Source organism: Stenotrophomonas sp. STEN029, from assembly GCF_056760015.1.
Window position 1 is genome coordinate 18872 of record NZ_JBRREC010000026.1, and the last position, 20422, is coordinate 39293.

Here is a 20422-nt window from a genome sequence, read left to right on the forward strand (position 1 = left end):
TGCGGTGCGTCCAGGGCGCAGCTGCCATGAACGAAACGGGGCCGCGACGACACGATGCGCGCGGCCCCCGGCATGAGGGGCGATACAGCCCCCAGCTCCCTCTCCGCTGATCAGAAGCGGAAAGTAGGATTCATCAGACTCTGCAGGAAGTGCTGCAGCAGCTCCGGCTCCATGATCAGCATGAACATCACACCGAAAGCGGCACCGGCAAGGTGTGCGCTGTGATTGACGTTGTCCCCGCCCTTCTTGTCCATCCAGATGCTGTAGCCGACGTAGAACGCAGCATACAGAATGGCCGGCGCCGGGATGAACATCACCAGGATCAGCTTCCACGGCGCGATCAGGATGTAGGCAAACAGCACAGCCGACACCGCCCCTGAAGCACCCAGGCTCAGATAGTTCGGATTCTTCTGGTTCTTCAGGTAGGTCGGCAGGATCGATACCACCAGCGCCGACAGGTAGAACAGCGGATAGACCCACCACTGCCCGGTGGTACCGAGCATGATGACCTCGATCGAGCGGCCGAAGAAGTACAGGGTCACCATGTTGAATAACAGGTGGCCGAAATCAGCATGGATGAACCCGTAGGTCACCAGCCGGTCGTACTGCTTGTGCTTGTCGATCGCCGGCGGCCACAGGATCAGCCGGTCAGCCAGCTTGCGGTTGTTGAACGCCATCCACGACACCAGCGCGGTGATGGCGATCAGGATCAGGGTTATCGGTCCTTGCATATTCAAACCGCCCGGTAGTTGTCGACCATCTTGTAACGGCGCGCGTAGATGCCGAACGCCAGCGCCGCGATGAAGGCAAAGCCAGCGAAGAAGAACATCAGGAACGCCGTTTCGCTCAAGCCGGTACTGGCAATACGGTCGGTGACTGCATGGTTGCGCACCGCCGCGTTGGACAGCAGCACCCACAGGTTACCGATGGTGGTGGTCAGGTTCCAGAAGCTCATCACCACCCCCTTCATGGATGCCGGTGCCTGACTGTAGGCGAACTCCAGACCGGTAGCCGAGACCAGCACTTCACCGAAGGTCAACAGCGCATAGGGCAGCACCTGCCAGAAGATCGACATGGCATCACCACCGTCCATTACCACCTGGATGCCGCCCACCACGATCCAGGCCAGACCGCTGAAGGCGATACCGGCGGTCATGCGCCGCAGCGCGGTCGGCTCGAAGCCGAAACGACGCAGCGCCGGGTACAGCACCAGATTGTTGAACGGGATCAGGATCATCACCAGCAGCGGATTGAGCGCCTGCATCTGCGAGGCGGTGAACCAGCTGGGCATGCTCATCTGCTGGCCCTGCAGCACCCAGGTCGAGGCCTTCTGGTCGAACAAGGAGAAGAACGGGGTGGTCAGAGCGAAGATCACCAGCACCTTCAGCACCGAACGCACGCCCTCGACAGCCGCCTCCGGGTGCACGCCGCGGGCGCGGTCCAGCTGCAGCATGGTGCCGCCGCCAATACCGGCCAGCACCGAGACCAGCGCCAGACACAGGCAGATCACGATGCCCAGGCTGGGCACCAACGCGAACGAAGCCAGCGCCAGCACCACGCCCAGCACCGCCACCACCAGACCCATGCGGCCCTGGCCCGGGGCTTGTGCCAGCAGCGCGGTACGCACCACGTTGGCGAAGGAATGCGGGTCCTTGGGCGGCAGCGGCACCAGCACGTAGCGCTTGCGTCCCAGCCAGAACACGAAGGTGGCCACGAACATCAGGATGCCGGGAATACCGAACGCCCACTGCGGGCCGAGGTTCTTCAGCGCCAGCGGAATCAGCAGCGAGGCGAACAGCGAGCCAAAATTGATGATCCAGTAGAACGCGTCAAACACGATCTTGGCCAGGTGCTTGTTGCCCTGGTCGAACTGGTCACCCATGAACGAAGCCACCAGCGGCTTGATGCCACCTGCGCCCAGCGCAATCAGGCCCAGGCCCAGGAAGAAGCCCTGGCGGTTGCCCTCGAACAAGGCCAAGCACAGATGGCCAACGCAGTAGATCAGGCTGAACCAGAGGATGGTGTGGTACTTGCCGAAAAAGCGGTCGGCCAACCAGCCACCGAGCAGCGGGAAGAAATACACGCCGATCATGAAGCTGTGCATGATGTCCTTCGCCTCGCCAGCACGGCCTTCGGCGGTGATCTCCTGCAACAGCAGCGAGGTGATCAGGAACTGCACCAGGATGTTGCGCATCCCGTAGAAGCTGAAGCGTTCGCACGCCTCGTTACCGATGATGTAGCCGATCTGGCGCGGCATCTTTGCCTTGGGGTTCGGGGCTGCTGCCACGTCGTTGGTCGTCATCTGCGGGCGATCCGTGAATACAAAGGTTGCAAGCGTAACGCATCAAGCCGCCCGCCAGACCGGTTCAGCCCAGCAAAACACCTACCGCCTGCACCAGCAAAACCTCAGTGCCAGCGCATGCACGCCCCTTCCACGCGGAAAGCATTAGCATGACAGCCCCTCATCTTGAGGCGTTGCAATGCTGCGCTGGGGCTGTTTTGGACTGCTTGTCCTGTCATTTGGTGTCATGGCCGAGCCGGTGTTGCCGGTCATCAAGGTAGCCAACCTGCGTCTCCCCGACAGTGGTGAGATCTGGACCGGCCAGCGCGACCGGATCGCCGCACTGATCCAGGACCTGCGGCCGGACGTGATTGTGGTACAGGACGTGCGCCAGCTGGCCAACACCCCCAACCCCGCCTGCTGGCTCGGTAGCCGCCTCAAATACAGCTGCGACTTCATCAGTGCCGACCGACCCAGCCAACCGGTGCGCCGCGGCAATGCGGTGCTGACCCGCCTGCAGGCACAGCAGGATGGCATCACCCTGCTGCACGGTGACGACGCCCCCACTGCCGCCGGCATGCAGCGCCTGCAACTGCAACAGGCGCAACTGAACATCTACGCCGCCAGCATGTGCCCCGGCGACAACAGTCCGATCGCACGCGGCCATCAGGCTGCCGACCTGCGCTCATGGATGGATGCCACGGCTGATGGCCTGCCGTCGCTGATCATCGGTGACTTTGCTGCGCCCACCGAGGAGCTTGTTCGGCAACTGCCGGGGTATCAGCCCGCACGCAGGAATCCGTCCAACCGTCGAGGCGATGCCCGCCTAGCAAGCGATGCGCAGCATGGGCTGGATGTGCTGTACCAGGTCCGCAGCTTCGCCGACATCACCCAGCAGGCGATCCAGCTACCCGCCACTGACGCGCAATCCGCACCCGAGCCACTGGGCATGATGGCAACGCTGCGCATCACCCGCCTCCCCGCCGCCGATGACGCCGAGCAACCCTGACGCGGCAGTTGCCGACGGTCGCTTGTGGGCGCGGCGTCAGCCGCGAAGCTGGAGCGTCATCAGGTTGCCAGTTTGGCCGCAGCCGGAGCAGTTCCGGCTTCGCGACTGACGCCGCTCCCACAACATCGCCTTCGCGGCGCCATCAACGACAAAGGCCGGGCTATGCCCGGCCTTTGTACTGGCGACCGCCCCGACATGGGGCGACCGCCTCAGGTCACCGCTATCAGGCAATCGCTTCCTGGTAACGACGCTCGACCTCGTTCCAGTCGACCACGTTGAAGAACGCGCCAATGTATTCCGGGCGACGGTTCTGGTACTTCAGGTAATAGGCATGTTCCCACACGTCCAGCGCCAGGATCGGGGTGTTGCCGTCCATCAGCGGGCTGTCCTGGTTGGCCGAGGACTCGACGACAACCTTCTTGTCCGGGGTGACGCTCAGCCACGCCCAGCCGCTGCCGAAACGGGTCAGCGCGGCCTTGGTGAAGGCTTCCTTGAACTTCTCGAAACCGCCCAGCTGCGATTCGATGGCCTTGCCCACGTCACCGACCGGCTCGCCGCCGCCATTGGGCGACATCACGGTCCAGAACAGCGAATGGTTGGCATGGCCGCCACCGTTGTTGCGCACCGGGCCCTGCAGGTTTTCCGGCAGCGACTTGGTCTTCTTCACCAGCTCATCAACCGGCAGATCGGCGTATTCGGTGCCTTCCAGCGCAGCATTGACGTTGTTGATGTAGGTCTGGTGGTGCTTGCTGTGGTGGATCTCCATCGTGGCCGCATCGATATGCGGTTCCAGGGCGTCGTAGGCGTAAGGCAGCTTGGGCAGGGTGTAAGCCATGAGGGATCTCCTTTGGATAGCCGGTTTCTGTGTCTGGTCGAAAAACCAGACGGTGCGCTATCAATGGTAGGGACGATGCAGCAACTTACCAAGGGTGTTGTAGAGGAAACTTTGTCCCGCGCTTGGGCGATGGACACCGCAGGGGCGATCTGCGCGATCGTTGTTACCGTTGCGTGAAGCCAGCCTACTGAACCATCTGTTCAACAAACCCGCTGTCATGGCGTGATAATCGTCACCTGTCCCGGAATTTTCCTACTGCCCATGCGCAAGCCCTTACTCCTGGTCGTCGCCATTGTCCTGCTGATCGCCGGACTGTGGGGCATGCGCGTGCTGCAGCAACCTGCACCACCGCAGTTCGCACCGTCGCTGTCGCAGGATTTGCCTGTAGCGGCCGAGACCAGCCAGAACGGACGTAGCGACGAGCGCAGCAAAGATCCGCTCCCGGCTTTCCTGCCGGCAGAAGCGCGCGCGACCATCGACTTGATCCAGCGCGGCGGACCGTACCCGCATCGCCAGGACGGCAGCACCTTCGGCAACCGCGAGCGCCAGCTGCCACAGCGCCCGCGTGGCTATTACCGCGAATACACCGTGGATACCCCCGGTCTAAGCCATCGTGGCGCCAGACGCATCGTCACCGGCGGTGACCCGCCGGATGCCTGGTACTACACCGACGACCACTACGAGAGCTTCCGCAGCTTTGAAGTCCCCGCCAGGAGTACGCCATGAGTGACAGCGGTTTCGATATGGGCCTGGAGGATGTCAGCCAGGCCGGCGTCTACGGCGTCGGCGATGGCGACCTTGGTGGCTTGGCGGCGGTTGCACGCGATGCAGGGCTGCGTGTGTGCCGCATCGACCTGGAAGACTGCGCCGACAAGCGCACCTTGCTGATGCGACTCGGCACGCAACTCGACTTCCCCGCAGGCTGGAGCCGCAACTGGGATGCCCTGTCCGATGGCCTGCGTGACCTGTCCTGGTTGCCGGCCAACGGCTATGCATTGCTGTTCAGCGATGCCAACGACCTGCGCCAGGGCAGCCCGGCGGACTTCGATACCTTGCTGGATGTGCTCTCCGAAGCCTCCGCCAGCTGGGCCGAGGACAAGGTGGCGTTCTGGGCTTTCCTGGAACTGCCGGGCGGTGGCGAAGAAGCAACTGCCGACGAGGAAGAATGATCCTCAGCGGGTGGCCTGCAGCCAGCGTGCCAGGCCGTCCAATTGCTGCGCCTGGACCTTGTCCACCACCGGCGCCAAGGCGCTGAGGTCGTCTGGGCTGTAGCCGCCAGCCCGGTAGCGCCACGTCACCCGGGTAGATGTACCTTCTGCCTGCAACGTCCATTCGGCGACGCCATGCAGGCCCATGCCTTGCATTGGCCCCAGCCCGCCGGTCATCCGCAAGGTTTTCTGCGGATCGACGAACACTACCTGCAGGTGCTGCGCCTGTTGCGCGCCGGCAATTTCACAGAAACAGCCACCGGCGCGGGCATCGATGGACAGTTTTGCTGCCTTGCCCCACCAACTGTGATCTTTTGGCCACCAATGATCGATATCGGCGGTCATCGCCTGCCAAACGCGCGTAGGCGTGGCTGCGATCTGGACACTGTTTTCGACGGTGAAGCCACTGGGTGTGGCGTCTTTGACTTCGGCGTAGGCCGGTAAGGCGAAAGCTATTGCGAGCAGCAGGAGCGTATTGAGTCTGCGGTGCATGGCTGCTGCTCTTGTTGAATGGCATCAGCATGCGCGGAGCGTGGTTGGGCCGCAAGCGCTTGGGCTCATGGCGAAGAGCCCCCTCCCTCGGACCTTCGCCACAAGGGAGGTGGCGTAGTGCCGAGCCATGCTCGCCAGGGGCCTTCCCAGCCATCCATCAGCGCTACAGCTGCAAGCCCCCCCCAAAAAACCAAAATCAAAAGCTCAAAGCACCCCTCCCCAGCCCTCCCCTGCACCTGCGGTGCAAGGGGGGGAGCGAAGCGGAGAGCCCCCCCCTTCGGCCGAGCAGCTGAGCCCTCCCTTTCGCGCAGCGAAGGGGAGGGTTGGGAGGGGTGCGTTTGATCTTCGCCAATTGCGCGATTGCAGGACTACTGCGAGACGCCCCCTCCCCAACGCGGTTGTAGTGCCGAGCCATGCTCGGCAGAAGCCTTCCCAGCAATCCATCGGCGCGGCAGCTGAACTCCGTGAAACCTGCGGATCAACAGCTCAAAGCACCCCTCCCCAGCCCTCCCCTACGCCTTCGGCGCAAGGGAGGGGGCAGAGCGTCAGCGCACGTCCGCCGAAACCGGCCCCTTCAATTCTATGGTGTTGCCATCCGGATCTCTGAAATACAGCGACAAGCCATCCCCTTCAGCACCGAAGTTCACCTCGGCTGCCGCCAACGGCGTTGCACCGTGCAGGGACAGATACGCAACCAGGCCTGCCTCATCGAAAGGCTCGACGCGCAGGCACAAATGATCAACATTGCGCGCCTCCTGTCCCGGCCCGGCACCACCGCGCGCACCCAACGTGCCATCCAGAGTGATCAAGTCGATCATCGACGCTCCGGCACGCAGATGCACCAGGCCAAGATGGTCGCGTCGACGCACCACCTCGCAGCCGAGCACGGTTGAATAGAACGTAATGCTGCGCTCCAGGTCGCGGACCCGGAACACCACATGGTCGATACGTGCAACGTCGAACGGCCGTTTCATCATCACCTCACCGCATCCATGGACACCATCCTGCCGCCCTCGGCGAGGACGGCAGGTGAAGCAAGGCGTGGCCCATCAGAACCGGTTCAGGCGTCCAGTTCCTGCCAACGGGCGTAGGCGGCATCCAGCTCGGCCTGCACCTTGGTCAGCTGCTGGGTGTGGGCCGTGACTTCAGCGCTGCTGCGGGTGTAGAACGAGGGATCGTTCATTGCCGAGGTCAGGCCTTCCACGTCCAGTTCCAGCTGTTCGATCTTGGCCGGCAGCTGCTCCAATTCGCGCGCGTCCTTGAAGCTCAGCTTGCGCTTGGGCGCGGCATCAGCAACCGGCGCGGCAGGTGCAGCGACAGGTGCTGCCGTCGCCGAGGCCTTGGCCACCGCCATCGCGGTCTGGGTCGGTGCCGGGCGCTGGCGCAGCGAGTCGCTGTAACCGCCGATGTAGTCACCTACCTTGCCTTCGCCTTCCAGCACCAGCGTGGAGGTCACCACGTTGTCGAGGAAGTCACGGTCATGGCTGACCAGCAGCAAGGTGCCGGTGTAGTCGGCCAGCAGCTCTTCCAGCAGCTCCAAGGTTTCCACGTCCAGGTCGTTGGTCGGCTCATCCATCACCAGCAGGTTGGACGGCTGTGCGAACAGCTTGGCCAGCAGCAGGCGGTTGCGCTCACCGCCGGACAGGCGGGTGATCGGCGCGCGTGCGCGTTCCGGGGTGAACAGGAAGTCCTGCAGATAGGCATGCACATGCTTGCGCTTGCCGTTGAGGTCGATGAAGTCCGCGCCTTCGGCCACGTTCTCGATCGCGCTCCAGTCCTCGCGCAAGGTGGCACGGTACTGGTCGAAATAGGCGATCTGCAGGTTGGTGCCCTGACGCACTTCGCCGCTGTCCGGCTGCAGTTCGCCCAGCAGCAGCTTCAGCAAGGTGGTCTTGCCGCTGCCGTTGGGGCCGATCAGGCCTATGCGGTCACCGCGCAGGATGGTGGTTTCGAAGTCCTTGACCATCACCCGCTCGCCGAACGAGAAGGAGATGTTCTTGATGTCGATGACCTTCTTGCCGGAGTTCTCGGCACCGGCCGCTTCCAGCTTGACGTTGCCACCGAGCTCACGGCGCTGGCTGCGCTCGTTGCGCATCGCCTTGAGCCGGCGCACGCGGCCTTCGTCGCGGGTACGGCGGGCTTTGATGCCTTGGCGGATCCAGACTTCTTCCTGCGCCAGCAGCTTGTCGAAGCGGGCGTTTTCCTGCGCCTGCGCGTTGAGGCGCTCTTCGCGGCGGCGCTCGTAGTTGTCCCAGTCGCCCGGCCAGCTGGTCACCTGGCCACGGTCGATCTCGACGATGCGGGTAGCCAGGGCGCGCAGGAAGCGGCGGTCATGGGTGACAAACACCACGCAGCCGTTCCAGCCCTTGAGGAAGGTTTCCAGCCAATCGATGGCTTCGATGTCCAGGTGGTTGGTCGGCTCGTCGAGCAGCAGCACATCAGGGCCGGCGACCAGCGCACGCGCCAGCAGCACACGGCGCTTCATGCCGCCGGACAGACGGCCGAATTCGGCGTCGCCATCCAGGTCGAGCTTGGTCAAGGTTTCCTCGACGCGCTGGTCCAGACCCCAGCCATCGGCGGCGTCGATCTTGGCCTGCACATTGCCCATGGCCTCGCCATCGAAGACCTCGGCGTGGCTCAGGCGGTGGAACTCGGCCAGCCAATGGCCGAGCTCGCCAAGACCATCGGCGACCACGTCGAACACGCTGCCGGCAGCGCCATGCGGCACTTCCTGCTCGAGCCGGGTGACGCGCACGCCCTGCTGCACGCGCACCTCGCCGTCATCGGGCTTGAGCTCGCCAGCCATCAGCTTCATGAGAGTGGATTTGCCGGCGCCGTTGCGGCCGATCAGGGCGATACGCTCACCAGTCTCGATCGACAGTTCGGCTTTTTCCAGCAACAACGGGCCGCCGACGCTGTAGTCGACGTTCTGCAAGGTAATCAAAGGCATGGGCGTATTGTACGGGGTCCGGCGGTCGACCGCGCTCAATCGTCGCTAAACACTTCCGCCGGCAGGCCCAGCAGCTGGCGCAGGCTGGACGGAATCCGCTTGCCGGGATGGCGCACCACCCACAACTGACGCTGCAAGGGCGGCAAGGGCGTGGCCAGCACCTGCAGCTTGCCCAGCGTCACTAGGTCGGCCACCGCATGCCGCGACAGGCAGGCCAGGCCCAGCCCGGCGACCGCACCCTGCTTGATCGCCTCGGTACCACCGAGCTGCAACACCTCGGCAAATCCATGCAGATGCGGCAACAAGGCCTGCTCGGCAGCTTCACGAGTGCCTGAACCGGGTTCGCGCAGCAGCCAACGCGCCTGCCGCAGTGTTGCCAGGTCGGCTCCCTTGCTGAACTGCGCGGCAAGCGGATGTCGTTCGCCAAACACCACCACCAGTTCGTCCTGCTGCCAGTGCGCCACTTCCAGCCCCGGTTCGTGGCTTGGCCCTTCGATCAAGCCGACATCCACTTCCAGCCGCTGCACGGCGGTGGTGACCTCGCGGGTATTGCCGATCACCAACTCGACATGGGCATGTGGATTGGAGGCCTGCAGGTCGGCGATACGTGCCGGCATCAGGTAGTTGCCGATGGTGGTGCTGGCGCCGACCTGCCAACGCACGGCGGCGCCGGTCTGGCTGTCGGCACGGAACCGCCGCTCGATATCGGTCATCCCCGCGAGCAGGGCCCGCGCCTGTGGCAGCAATGCCCGGCCATGGCCGTTCAGCACCAATCTGCGGCCAATCCGGTCAAACAAGGCCAACCCGAGCAGGCTCTCCAATTCGACCAGCGCAGCACTGACCGCCGATTGCGACAAGCCCAGCAACTCGCCCGCTGCCGTCGTGGTACCGGCTTCGGCAATGCCGGAAAAGATCTGCAACTGGCGCAGGGATAGATGCATAACCTATCTCGAAAATCGGTTGATTCAACCAATATTATCCGTTTTACAGGTAATAACCGTGGGTGCAGCATGGGCCATCCTCTAATAACCCAACGTTATGAACACCTCGACCCATGGGCTGACCTCAATGCCCCTCTCCCGCCTCCCCGGCCTGCTGCTGACGGCCGCCGTCGCCGGCCTGTCGATCTGGCTGGGCACCTTGCCGTGGATGCAGAACCACGGCATCAGCGCGCTGACCCTGGCCATCGTCATCGGTATCGTGCTGGGCAACACGGTTTATCGCAGCCTGGCGGCGCGCGCGGACGCTGGCGTTGGTTTCTCCAAGGCCACCTTGCTGCGCGCCGGCATCATTCTCTATGGCCTGCGACTGACCCTGCAGGACATCGGCCAGGTTGGCATTGCTGGTGTGGCAATCGATGCGCTGGTGTTGTGCTCGACCTTCGGTCTGGCTTGGTGGCTGGGCACCAAGCTGTTGGGCATGGACCGCAATTCGGCCCTGCTGATCGGCGCCGGCAGTTCGATCTGTGGCGCTGCAGCGGTGATGGCGGCAGAACCGGTGATCAAGGGCCGCGCCGAACAGGTGGCCGTCGCCGTGGCCACGGTGGTGGTGTTCGGCACGATCGCGATGTTCCTGTACCCGCTGCTGTACCAGTGGGGCGTGTCGGCGGGCTGGATGCCGCTGGATGAAACCGCGTTCGGCGTGTTTACCGGCTCTACCGTGCATGAAGTTGCGCAAGTGGTGGCTGCCGGCCGTGCGGTCAGTGAGCCCGCCGCCGATGCTGCCGTCATCACCAAGATGGTGCGGGTGATGATGTTGGCGCCGTTCCTGGTTGGCCTTTCTGCCTTGCTTGCCCGCGGCCAGAACAGCGCCACTGGTGAGCGCTCGAAGATCACCATTCCGTGGTTCGCGTTTGGCTTCATCGCGATGGTTGGTTTCAACTCGCTGCAGTTGCTGCCGGCCGAACTGGTCAAGGTGCTGGTTGACCTGGACACCGTGCTGCTGGCGATGGCGATGGCTGCGTTGGGCCTGACCACGCATGCTTCGGCACTGCGTCAGGCCGGCGCCAAGCCGATGCTGTTGGCTCTGCTGTTGTTCGTCTGGTTGTTGGCTGGCGGCATGCTGATCAATCTGGGGGTGCAGGCTGTGCTGGGCTGAAGTGGTATCGGGAAGGCCTCTGCCGAGCATGGCTCGGCACTACAAACCCGTCTCACGCGCGCAGGAGGCCGATTGGCCGCGGCTTAGCCCCTCTCCCGTTCACGGGAGAGGGGTTGGGGGTGAGGGCAGCTTTTCGCTGGTAAAGCCTCTGCCGAGCATGGCTCGGCACTACATTGCAAAAAAAGGCCTTCCCGGTCAGGGGAAGGCCTTTGTTCTTGCGGCTGCAGTCGGGTCGCCCTGGATCAGGCTTCCGGGCGCATGTACGGGAACAACAACACGTCGCGGATCGAGGCACGGCCGGTCAGCATCATCACCAGGCGGTCGATGCCGATGCCCAGGCCGCCGGTCGGTGCCATGCCATATTCCAGCGCACGGATGTAGTCGGCGTCGTAATGCATGGCTTCGTCGTCACCACCGTCCTTGGCTTCGACCTGGGCCTGGAAACGTGCAGCCTGGTCTTCCGGATCGTTCAATTCGGAGAAGCCATTGGCCAGCTCCTTGCCGTTGACGAACAGTTCGAAGCGGTCGGTGTAACCAGCGTCGTTGTCGCTGGCGCGGGCCAGCGGCGAGACCTCGACCGGGTGGTCGGTGATGAAGGTCGGCTGGATCAAGGTGTGCTCGACCGTGGCTTCGAAGATCTCCAGCAGCAGCTTGCCCCAGCCGTAGCTCGGCTTGACGCGGATCTTCAGGCGTTCGCAGTGGCGCAGCAGCGCATCACGATCAGTGCAGTCGGCGGCCGAAATCTCCGGGTTGTGGTGACGCACGGCTTCGTCCATGCGCCAGCGGCGGAACGCCGGGGCCAGGTCGATCTGCGCGCCATCCCATTCGACGACGGTGGTGCCGAGCACGCTCTGCGCCACATCGCGGATCACGCCTTCGGTCAGGTCCATCACTTCGTTGTACGTGGCATAGGCCTCGTACAGCTCCATCATGGTGAATTCCGGGTTGTGGCGGGTGCTGACGCCTTCGTTGCGGAAGTTGCGGTTGATTTCGTAGACGCGCTCAAGGCCACCAACCACCAGACGCTTCAGGTACAGCTCCGGTGCAACGCGCAGGTAGAGGTCCAGGTCCAGCGCATTGTGGTGGGTGGTGAACGGCTTGGCCGTGGCGCCACCGGGGATGTAATGCATCATCGGCGTCTCGACTTCGAGGAAGTCGCGGTTGTCCAGCCATGCGCGCATCGCGCGGATGATCTTGGAGCGCTTGATGAAGACGTCGCGCGATTCCGGGGTGACGATCAGGTCGACGTAACGCTGGCGATAGCGCTGCTCGACGTCGGCCAGGCCATGCCACTTGTCCGGCAGCGGGCGCAGCGACTTGGTCAGCAGGCGGATGCTGGTCGCCTTGACCGACAGCTCGCCGGTCTTGGTACGGGTCAGGCCGCCCTCGACGGCGATGATGTCACCCACGTCCCAGCCCTTGAACGCGGCGTAGATGTCGCCCAGCGCGGTGGCCTGCAGGAACAGCTGGATGCGGCCGCTCTCGTCCTGGATCTGGGCGAAGCTGGCCTTGCCCATGATGCGCTTGGCCATCAAGCGACCGGCTATCTTCACCGTGCGGCCAGTGGCTTCCAGCGCTTCGCTGGTCCAGGCCTCGGCATCGGCGTACTCGGCCTGCAACGTGCCGGCGAAGTCTTCGCGGCGGAAGTCGTTCGGGTAGGCGATGCCCTGCCCGCGCAGCGCCGTGAGTTTCGCACGGCGCTCGGCGATGAGGCTGTTCTCGTCGACGGGGAGCTGCTGCGTTTCAGGGGTCTGTTCGGTCATGGCTTTGATTTCTATTTGGGGGAGATAACCAAAGTGCGGCCACCGCCTGGTGAAACCGCACCGTACAACAAGGGAATGGCCCGCACAGGGCCATTCCGGATCACGCGTCGCTGCGTTTGGCGCCAGCTTCCAGGCCCGACTTGAGGCTGGCCTCGATGAACTCATCCAGGTCGCCGTCCAGCACCTTCTGCGTATCGGTACGTTCAACGCCGGTGCGCAGGTCCTTGATACGGCTCTGGTCGAGCACGTAGTTACGGATCTGGCTACCCCAGCCGATGTCCGACTTGGTCGCTTCCAGCGCATCACGCTCGCTGTTGCGCTTCTGCACTTCCAGCTCATAGAGCTTGGCGGCCAGCATCTTCATCGCGGTATCACGGTTCTGGTGCTGGCTGCGGCCGGTCTGGCAGGCAACCACGGTATTGGTCGGGATGTGGGTGATACGCACCGCCGACTCGGTCTTGTTGACGTGCTGACCACCGGCACCGGAGGAACGGTATACGTCGGTGCGCAGGTCAGCCGGGTTGATGTCGATCTCGATGTTGTCATCGACTTCGGGCGACACGAACACGGAGGTGAAGCTGGTGTGGCGGCGGTTGTCCGAGTCGAACGGCGACTTGCGCACCAGGCGGTGCACGCCGATCTCGGTCTTCAGCCAGCCGTAGGCGAACTCGCCTTCGACGCGGAAGGTGGCCGACTTGATACCGGCGACGTCGCCACCGGACACTTCCATCAGCTCGGTCTTCCAGCCGCGCGATTCGCACCAGCGCAGGTACATGCGCAGCATCATTTCCGCCCAGTCCTGGGCTTCGGTACCACCGGCACCAGCCTGGATGTCGACGAACGCATTGCAGCTGTCCATCTCGCCGGAGAACATGCGCTGGAATTCGAGCTTCTCGATGTGCGACTGGAACTTGTCCAGGTCGGCCACCACGGCCAGCGCCGTGTCCTCGTCCTGCTCGCTTTCGGCAAGCTCAAGCAGTTCGGTGGCCTCGGACAGGCCGTCCAGTACATCGGCGATGCCGGTGACGGTCTTGTCCAGCATCGAGCGTTCACGGCCCAGCGTCTGGGCGTACTCGGGATTGTTCCAGATGTCCGGATTCTCGAGTTCGCGGGTTACTTCTTCGAGGCGTTCTTTCTTGACGTCGTAGTCAAAGATACCCCCTGAGCGATAGCACGCGATCGGTGAGATCGGTGATTCGCTGGCGGATGGGATTGAGTTCGATCATGGTCGGTCTAGTGAGGCAGACAAGCTGTCAATTCTAGCATCCAGCTGCCTCCTGAATTGGGGCTTTGGGGCGTAAAGACGTTCTCGCTGAATAGACACAACTTAACGTTAGAATCGCCCCCTGACCCGCGAAGACGGGAAAAGGAGACATTTCTGACCATGAAGGACCTAAGCTTGAACGCCAGACACGCCCGCCTGTTTGCAGCCATCACCTTGACCCTGGCACTTGCTGCCTGCCAGAAGCTGGGCGGCATCGCCTCCAGCGGCGGCGACAAGGCCTCGAACCTGACCGTCGGGGAAACGGTCTCTGGTGAGATCACCTCGTCCAGCACCCTGAACTACAACGACGGCAGCCGTCACCAGGGCTACAAGATCACCATGAAGAACGGCGAAGCCGTCTCTCTGGAACTGGGTGGCTCGCTCAGCGGCCAGCTGGCGGTGTTCGACGGCCAGAACATGATCGCCAATGCCTCTTCCTCGGGCACGAGCGAAGGCGACTCCTCCAGCTCGGTCAACCTGGCCTTCCGCGCCCCCAAGGACGGCACTTACCTGGTCGCAGTCAACAGCGCCAGCGCCGACGCGTTTGGCCCGTTCAAGCTCAAGAGCGCCAAGGTCGTGCCGTATGACGGCAAGCCGCTGGGCGCCGAAAGCGAGATCACCGACTGGCTGATGGGTGACAAGCAGGAATACAAGCTCAAGGTCGACAAGGCCGGGCTGTATGCCATTACCCTGGAGTCCAGCGCATTCGACTCCTACCTGCGCCTGAACGGCCGCAACGTCGAGCTGGAAGACGATGACAACGGCGGCAACCTCAACGCCCGCATCCGCACCTACCTGGAGCCGGGCGAGTACACCGTCGCTGCTTCCTCGGTGAACGGCAACACCGGCTCGTTCAAGCTCAACGTCAAGCTGACCCCGACCGAGAATGGCCTGGTTACCCGTGACGGCACTGCGCTGACCGTGGGCCAGACCGCTCAATCGATGATGGATTCGCGTGGCCGCCGCACCTTCGTGCTGAATCTGGACGCCCCCAAGCACATCCAGTTCGACGCGATCGCCGATGGATTCGATTCGGTGCTGCACATCACCGGCCCGGGCGTCGACGAAGAGAACGACGACGGCGGCAACGGCACCAACGCCCAGCTGACCCTGAACCTGCGCGCCGGCCGTTACATCGTTGCGGTCACCAGCCTGGGCAGCCAGCAGGGCGTGTTCGAGCTGGAAACCACCGACCTCGGTGGTGATGTCGCCGCACCGAACAGCAACCGCAAGGATGCTGCCGAAGAGGCTGCCAGCGCCGCTGCTGATGCGGCCGCTGCGGTAATCAACTAAGCCACACCGCCCATTCCGCCAACTGGCGTAGTGGGCCAACGCCACGCTGCCTGCCCCCGCAAGCAGCGTGGCTGCTTTTTACCTCTGCTTCCAATATCAAGGAGTTAAAGTGAAGCGACTTGCAGCCGGACTGCTGTCCCTTGCCATTGCCGCCGCCGTGCACGCCCCCGCGCATGCCGCCGGCCCTGCCCGCCCACTCGCCGTTGACGGCGATGTATCCGGCGAAATCACCTCTTCCAGCCAGATCAATTACAGCGACGGCACCCGCAGCCAGCTGTTCTCGCTGCAGATGGGCGCCGGCCAGGCGGTATCGCTGAAGCTCAACGGCGCGCTCAAAGGCTCGCTGGCCGTGTTCAACCGCGACGTACTGGTATCCCGCACCGATGGCAGTGACGAAGGCAATGCCACGCTGAGCATGCGCGCCGACAAGGCCGGCCAGTACCTGGTCGCCGTCAGCGGCGCCGATGCACGCGCCTTCGGCCCGTTCCAGCTGTCCGCCGAACCCATCGTCGCCTATGACGGCAAGCCGCTGACCGCTGGCCGCCGGGTCACCGATTGGCTGAGCAACGGCGACAAGACCTTCGTCCTGCAGGTCGACAAGCCCGGCCTGTACACCATCAACCTCGAATCCAGCGAGTTCGATGCCCGTCTCGAACTGAGCGGCAACGGCCTCAACCTGGAAGACGATGACGGTGGCAGCAACCTCAACTCGCGCCTGGTCGCTCCCCTGCAACCGGGCCGCTACACGCTGACCGCAGGCGGCCTGGGCGAAGCTTCCGGTGCGTTCTACCTGGGCGTCGAGCAGTCGGATTTCCCCGAAGGCCTGGTATTCAACGACGGCACCAACCTGCCGCTCGAAGGCACCGTCAGTGGCTTCATTGGTGCCGACGACACCCGCAGCTTCGTGCTGAACCTGCCGGAACGGCGTCGTGTGCAGCTCGATGCCAGTGGCAAGGAGCTAGACACCATGCTGACCATCCAGGGCGGCGACATCACCCTGAGTGATGACGATGGCGGCGGCGGTGTCAATTCGCGCATCAGCCAGGTGCTGGATGCCGGCGAGTACAACGTCTCGGTGCGCTCGGTGAACAGCCGTGGCGGCGTGTTCCAGCTGGCTACCGCCACTGCAGCCGCGCCCGATGGCCCGATTCGCCCCGAGCTGAAGATCGGTCGCGAAGTACAGGGCCAGCTGCGTGCTGGCAACCGCGACATGTACACGCTGGAGATCCCGCGCAAGGGCAAGTACGTGATCAGCATGACCGCGGGCTCGTCCAGCCTGGATGGCATGATCACGCTGATGCGCAACGGCGAAGAAGTCGCCCAGCAGGACGACAGCGAATCCAGCCTCGATCCGAACCTTGAGATCGACCTGGAAGCCGGCCGCTACATCGTGTTCGCGCACAGCTTCGATCCGAACGCCACCGGCAGCTACCGCCTGCTGGCACGTCGCAAGTAAGCAAACAGCGCCGAACGGCCGATGCCAGCACTCTGGCATCGGCCTTTTCTTTTTTGTGGGAGCGGCGTAAGCCGCGAAGCTGGCACTGCCAACCCTTCCTACTGACGCATCGTCTGCTTCGCGGCTTAAGCCGCTCCCACAAACAAAGCGCAGATTGGTGCAGCCACTGACTCAACGCACTTCGAACTCACCCACCAACACGGTATCGGTGGCGCCCTGCAGGCGCATGGTCACCGCCTGATCCTTCTGCTTCGGCGTACCCCAATGGGTACTCAAGCGCAGCATCAAAGTAGCCGCACCAGTCACCAACTGCTGACGGCTGCCAAAATAGTTTGCCTCCACCTTGTAGATGCCCGGCTTGGCATCACGCAGCGAGAACTGCTCTGGACCATAACCACCGGTGAAGTCCTGCGACATCTGCCCACCTTGATAGGTCAAACGATTGCCGTAGTACGCTCGTTCGCCGTTGGGGTCGGTCACCCATAGATCCATGTCGCTGTTATCCGCGTCCCAGGCCAGCACCACGCGCAGGTCCAGTGGCATCGCCTTGCGCAGGCGCGGGTCCACCTGGCTTGCTTCCAGCGACTGGCCACCACGTGCAAGCAGATTCGCCAGCTCATCCAGCGCGATCAACGCGACGCCATCGAAGCGACCGTCCCATGGCCGCTGCACCACCTGGTAGAGCGGATCAACCGCCTGCTGCGGACGCCCTGCCGCTTCCAGCGCCAGACCCAGATCGCGGAAGCTCTGCGGCTCATCCTCAGCCATCACCAGCACCTGCTCGAACACCGGCACCGCAAGCGCGGGCGCATCGGCCTGCATCAAGCGATAGCCCAATACGCGCAGCAGATGCCTGTTGTCCAGTTCCATCTCGGCCAGGTTGGACAATACCCGCAGCGCGAGCTCACGCTGCCCAGCAGCAAGCAGCAGGTCGGCCACATCCAGAAAGAACGCGCTGCTGCTGGCATTGGCCTCGCGCTCGTCCAGATACCACGCATACAACTCGGCGGCAGGTGCCTTGCGCAGGCGCTGTGCGATCGGCGAGTCCGGCTCCCAGGCGCCGAGCTTGATCTGGACCTCGCCGGAATTGACCGGCATATCGACGGCAGGGTACTGGCGCGGAGCAGCAGCGCTGCCGGTAACCACTACCCTGTCCAATGACGATGATTCGGCCTCGACGTACACGGGTGGAGCGGGCGAGGCGGGCGGAGGTGGCGGTGGCGGCGCCGGCAAAGGCGACGCCATTGCCGGTGCCGGCGCGTCGTGCAAACGAAGCCTCTCCGACTGCGCAGCCTGCGCCACCTTCGGCGGTGCATCTTTCGGCCAACGCTTGTCCCACCATGCCTGACGCTGTTTCCATTGCTCGGCCACATCATCGAGATGGGCTTTACGCGCAGCATCGCGGTCAGCAAGCTGACGGGCAAATCGGCGCTCATATTCAGCACGCAACGCAGCCGGCGGACGGATCGCATAACGCAGGTAGTCCTCGATCGTGTCCAGCACCAGCAGCGAGCTGCCTTCGCTGACCATGCCAAACTGCTGCGACAGCAACTGCATCGCCTCGCGATTGCCGCGCGGGTCCGCCGCCAATTGCTGCAGGCGCGCCTGCGCCCACAACCCGGCCATCAGACCGGCATCAGCGTTGTCAGGCGCAACGCTCAGTGTCTGCCACTGGCCGCCGTTGATCCGCACCTGCACCTTGCTCTGCACCGCATCGGCACGTGCATACAGCCACAGCCAGCCTTGCTCCAGGCTGCGGCGGTCGATCACCACATCATGCAGATCTGGCGCGGGCGCCACTTCCACCGCCGTCGGCTCAGCCAGCAAGCGCCTCGCCGCCGCACCGACATCGTCGATTTCGAGCTGCACCAGGCTGCCACCATTCGCCTCGCTCCAACCACGCAGGCGCGCCGTGTCGGCGCCGGCGGCTGCACTGCTGATTGCGAACAAGCGCTGGTCTGCCGCCAACACTGGCGAAACCGATGCCCCCCAGTTGGACAGGCCATCACTGAGCAGCAGGTATTCGCCGAGCGCTGCATCCGGCTTCCAGGATGCCAGCGCGCTGGCACCATCGTTGGGCGTCTGCTCCAGCACGCGCCGCAACGCGCTCCAGTCACCGTTGCGGATGCTGAAACGCCGCTCCGCTTCAGGCGTATCGCGCAGCACCGTCAACACGACACTGCCCTCGCCCATCGCTGCGAAATAGTGATCGAGCAGCGCGAACTCGCGCACCCGGTTGCGTGTACCCGCCGATCCCGATGCATCCCATAGCAGGCCGACCTTTGACGGAATGCGGCGCGCAGCCAGCGCTGCCACCGGCAGCTGGGCAAGCAGATACTGTTGTCCGTCGTGGCGCGCGGCCCGCAGCGCCGCCTGCGGCTTGGCTGGCAGCTGCCATTGCAGCTGCGCCGGCAACTGGCGACCGCTGCCTTGCCAGTCCAACGCGCCGGCCATCAGCCGGAACGGCGCCTGCCCAAGCTTGTCCGCGCCGCTCGCGCGCAAGCGCAGACTGACCTCGCCGGCACCGGCGGCAAACTGCAATGGCAAACGCCACTGCCAGCCCGCGCTGGACATGGGCATCGCCTCCCGGATGGTCAACTGCACCCGACGGCTGCCGCCAGCAGGCAACGGATACACGCGAAGACGGAACTGGCTGCCGGCGGTCTGCTCAAGCAGCGCCGGGTCCTGGCCTTGGCGGGTGATCGCCTCGAACACCTGCCGCCCACGTTCCTTCGGCACTGGCACAGCGTCACGCAGCTGCCCATCGATATCCAGGGCGAAGCCACTGATCTGCTGGCCATCGGCCAAGGGGAACTGAAGTTCCCCCTCCATCACCCGCTGATTGGGGTTGTGGAACACCAGCTCGATCCGGGTCTGGGCGACACCGGCCTGCACTTCGCCGTCGATGATCGCCCGTTGCAGCTGGATCGGCTGCTCGTCCTTGGAGATGGCAATCAGTACCGGCGGCTGGGTCACCTCCCTGCCCTGCTGCGCGGCGACCGGCGTCACTACCCCGCCCAGCACCAGGAAAACCATCCAACAACGCCGCCAGATAACCAGGCTCATCGCAGCACTCCGTCCAAGGGTTGGGAGATCAAACGCACCAACAGCCGCAACGGGGTTGGCGGATCGATCATTCCGCTCCTGGCGCCAGCCTCCCTCACAGGGCTGCCCAACTCAAGTTCCCCTTTCGGCATTGCGCCGGGATTTGGCGGTAAAAAATCCAGTGAGACCTGTCCTCCGGCAACAGTCTTGACATTACATGAACATCATCCGATGGCGTGCATCCACACAGAAGGCCAGAACACTGTTAGCCGGCCGTTGCGGAGTGACTACGTACAAAGTTGCTGGAACTAGCGTTCCAGAACATACACCGCAGCTTCCTCGCCATATTCCAGCTCCATGGCTTGCCTTACGAGGCCGGGAAGGGCGTACCAGGACTTCCCCGCAAACGCATCGAAATCGGCAGAATCCGCCTGCTGACCCAGCCATGACACCTCCGCATGACGCATTCTGGTCTTCTCGTTTTCCAGGAGGGTCCGTCTGTGCTTCTTCATGAGGAGCCGCAGATCTTTGACGGTCAGAACCCCAAACCTGCTGAGTTCAGAAGGGAGCTCATCGAGAGTGGCTTGGCTGTAGTCATTACGGCGCCGGAACAGCGGTCGTACCACCATGCCAATGGTCCTTGCATCCAAGGGTGCCAAGTCGGCTTTTGCACGTGCACGCTGATGCCTCATGAAAATCCCTCTTGCCCAAGTAAAGCCAACATGCGCC

The 20422-nt window shown here is 63.5% G+C and carries 17 protein-coding genes; 6 read left to right on the forward strand and 11 right to left on the reverse strand.

The window, feature by feature from the left end; translation table 11 throughout:
* Nucleotides 1-110: 110 nt before the first annotated feature.
* Together ACVOLI_RS08100 and ACVOLI_RS08105 are read right to left on the reverse strand one after the other, a co-directional pair.
* Nucleotides 111-731, reverse strand: a complete 621-nt coding sequence (locus tag ACVOLI_RS08100) for a rhomboid family intramembrane serine protease (protein ID WP_282270348.1) — start codon at nt 729-731, stop codon at nt 111-113.
* Nucleotides 732-733: 2 nt separating this feature from the next.
* The gene (locus tag ACVOLI_RS08105; RefSeq protein ID WP_481534199.1) at nt 734-2302 is read right to left on the reverse strand and encodes a POT-type proton-dependent oligopeptide transporter; all 1569 of its coding nucleotides are present in this window, start codon (nt 2300-2302) and stop codon (nt 734-736) included.
* 178 nt (nt 2303-2480) lie between these two features.
* Here ACVOLI_RS08105 and ACVOLI_RS08110 point away from each other — a divergent pair, with 178 nt between their 5' ends.
* Nucleotides 2481-3290, forward strand: coding sequence for an endonuclease/exonuclease/phosphatase family protein (locus ACVOLI_RS08110; RefSeq protein ID WP_481534200.1), 810 nt, complete (start codon nt 2481-2483; stop codon nt 3288-3290).
* A gap of 223 nt (nt 3291-3513) precedes the next feature.
* Here the strand turns inward: ACVOLI_RS08110 and ACVOLI_RS08115 are convergent, their stop codons facing one another.
* Nucleotides 3514-4125: a superoxide dismutase gene (locus ACVOLI_RS08115; protein ID WP_303746572.1), complete on the reverse strand. Its 612-nt coding sequence runs from the start codon at nt 4123-4125 to the stop codon at nt 3514-3516.
* Between the two features lie 261 nt (nt 4126-4386).
* On the opposite strand from ACVOLI_RS08115, the gene ACVOLI_RS08120 reads away from it, so the two are divergent.
* Together ACVOLI_RS08120 and ACVOLI_RS08125 are read left to right on the forward strand one after the other, a co-directional pair.
* Nucleotides 4387-4851, forward strand: coding sequence for a guanyl-specific ribonuclease (locus ACVOLI_RS08120; protein ID WP_481534201.1), 465 nt, complete (start codon nt 4387-4389; stop codon nt 4849-4851).
* Entirely contained in the window at nt 4848-5294 is a 447-nt protein-coding gene (locus tag ACVOLI_RS08125; RefSeq protein WP_481534202.1) for a barstar family protein, read from the forward strand. The genes ACVOLI_RS08120 and ACVOLI_RS08125 overlap by 4 nt, the downstream gene beginning before the upstream one ends.
* 3 nt (nt 5295-5297) lie before the next feature.
* On the opposite strand, the gene ACVOLI_RS08130 is transcribed toward ACVOLI_RS08125, so the two are convergent.
* The 4 genes from ACVOLI_RS08130 to ACVOLI_RS08145 all read right to left on the reverse strand — a co-directional run bounded on the left by ACVOLI_RS08130 (nt 5298) and on the right by ACVOLI_RS08145 (nt 9716).
* Nucleotides 5298-5825 carry an SRPBCC family protein gene (locus ACVOLI_RS08130; protein ID WP_481534203.1) on the reverse strand — a complete coding sequence of 176 codons (528 nt, stop codon included), beginning with the start codon at nt 5823-5825 and terminating at the stop codon, nt 5298-5300.
* A 545-nt stretch (nt 5826-6370) separates the two neighbouring features.
* Nucleotides 6371-6799, reverse strand: coding sequence for a VOC family protein (locus ACVOLI_RS08135; RefSeq protein WP_481534204.1), 429 nt, complete (start codon nt 6797-6799; stop codon nt 6371-6373).
* Between the two features lie 86 nt (nt 6800-6885).
* Nucleotides 6886-8775, reverse strand: a complete 1890-nt coding sequence (locus ACVOLI_RS08140; RefSeq protein WP_481534205.1) for an ATP-binding cassette domain-containing protein — start codon at nt 8773-8775, stop codon at nt 6886-6888.
* A gap of 35 nt (nt 8776-8810) precedes the next feature.
* A complete protein-coding gene (locus tag ACVOLI_RS08145; RefSeq protein WP_481534206.1) occupies nt 8811-9716 on the reverse strand; it encodes a LysR family transcriptional regulator in 906 nt (301 codons plus the stop codon).
* 127 nt (nt 9717-9843) lie between these two features.
* Here ACVOLI_RS08145 and ACVOLI_RS08150 point away from each other — a divergent pair, with 127 nt between their 5' ends.
* Nucleotides 9844-10872 (forward strand): YeiH family protein, encoded by a 1029-nt coding sequence (locus ACVOLI_RS08150; RefSeq protein ID WP_481534207.1) that lies wholly within the window; start codon nt 9844-9846, stop codon nt 10870-10872.
* Between the two features lie 242 nt (nt 10873-11114).
* Here ACVOLI_RS08150 and lysS read toward each other — a convergent pair whose 3' ends face one another.
* Complete coding sequence (lysS, locus tag ACVOLI_RS08155; RefSeq protein ID WP_481534208.1) at nt 11115-12635, reverse strand: lysine--tRNA ligase; 1521 nt, start codon at nt 12633-12635, stop codon at nt 11115-11117.
* Nucleotides 12636-12735: 100 nt separating this feature from the next.
* A protein-coding gene (gene prfB / locus ACVOLI_RS08160) for a peptide chain release factor 2 (protein WP_481534209.1) occupies nt 12736-13861 on the reverse strand; the annotation gives its coding sequence in 2 pieces (ribosomal slippage) (nt 12736-13785 and nt 13787-13861; 1125 coding nt in all).
* A 158-nt stretch (nt 13862-14019) separates the two neighbouring features.
* Between prfB and ACVOLI_RS08165 the strand changes: the two genes are divergently transcribed.
* Together ACVOLI_RS08165 and ACVOLI_RS08170 are read left to right on the forward strand one after the other, a co-directional pair.
* Complete coding sequence (locus ACVOLI_RS08165) at nt 14020-15192, forward strand: PPC domain-containing protein (protein ID WP_481534210.1); 1173 nt, start codon at nt 14020-14022, stop codon at nt 15190-15192.
* A gap of 109 nt (nt 15193-15301) precedes the next feature.
* Nucleotides 15302-16648: an ABC transporter substrate-binding protein gene (locus tag ACVOLI_RS08170; protein ID WP_282266029.1), complete on the forward strand. Its 1347-nt coding sequence runs from the start codon at nt 15302-15304 to the stop codon at nt 16646-16648.
* Nucleotides 16649-16819: 171 nt separating this feature from the next.
* Here the strand turns inward: ACVOLI_RS08170 and ACVOLI_RS08175 are convergent, their stop codons facing one another.
* Nucleotides 16820-19714, reverse strand: a complete 2895-nt coding sequence (locus ACVOLI_RS08175; protein WP_481534211.1) for a VIT domain-containing protein — start codon at nt 19712-19714, stop codon at nt 16820-16822.
* Between the two features lie 287 nt (nt 19715-20001).
* Nucleotides 20002-20322, reverse strand: coding sequence for a hypothetical protein (locus ACVOLI_RS08180; protein ID WP_481534212.1), 321 nt, complete (start codon nt 20320-20322; stop codon nt 20002-20004).
* Nucleotides 20323-20422: the final 100 nt, after the last annotated feature.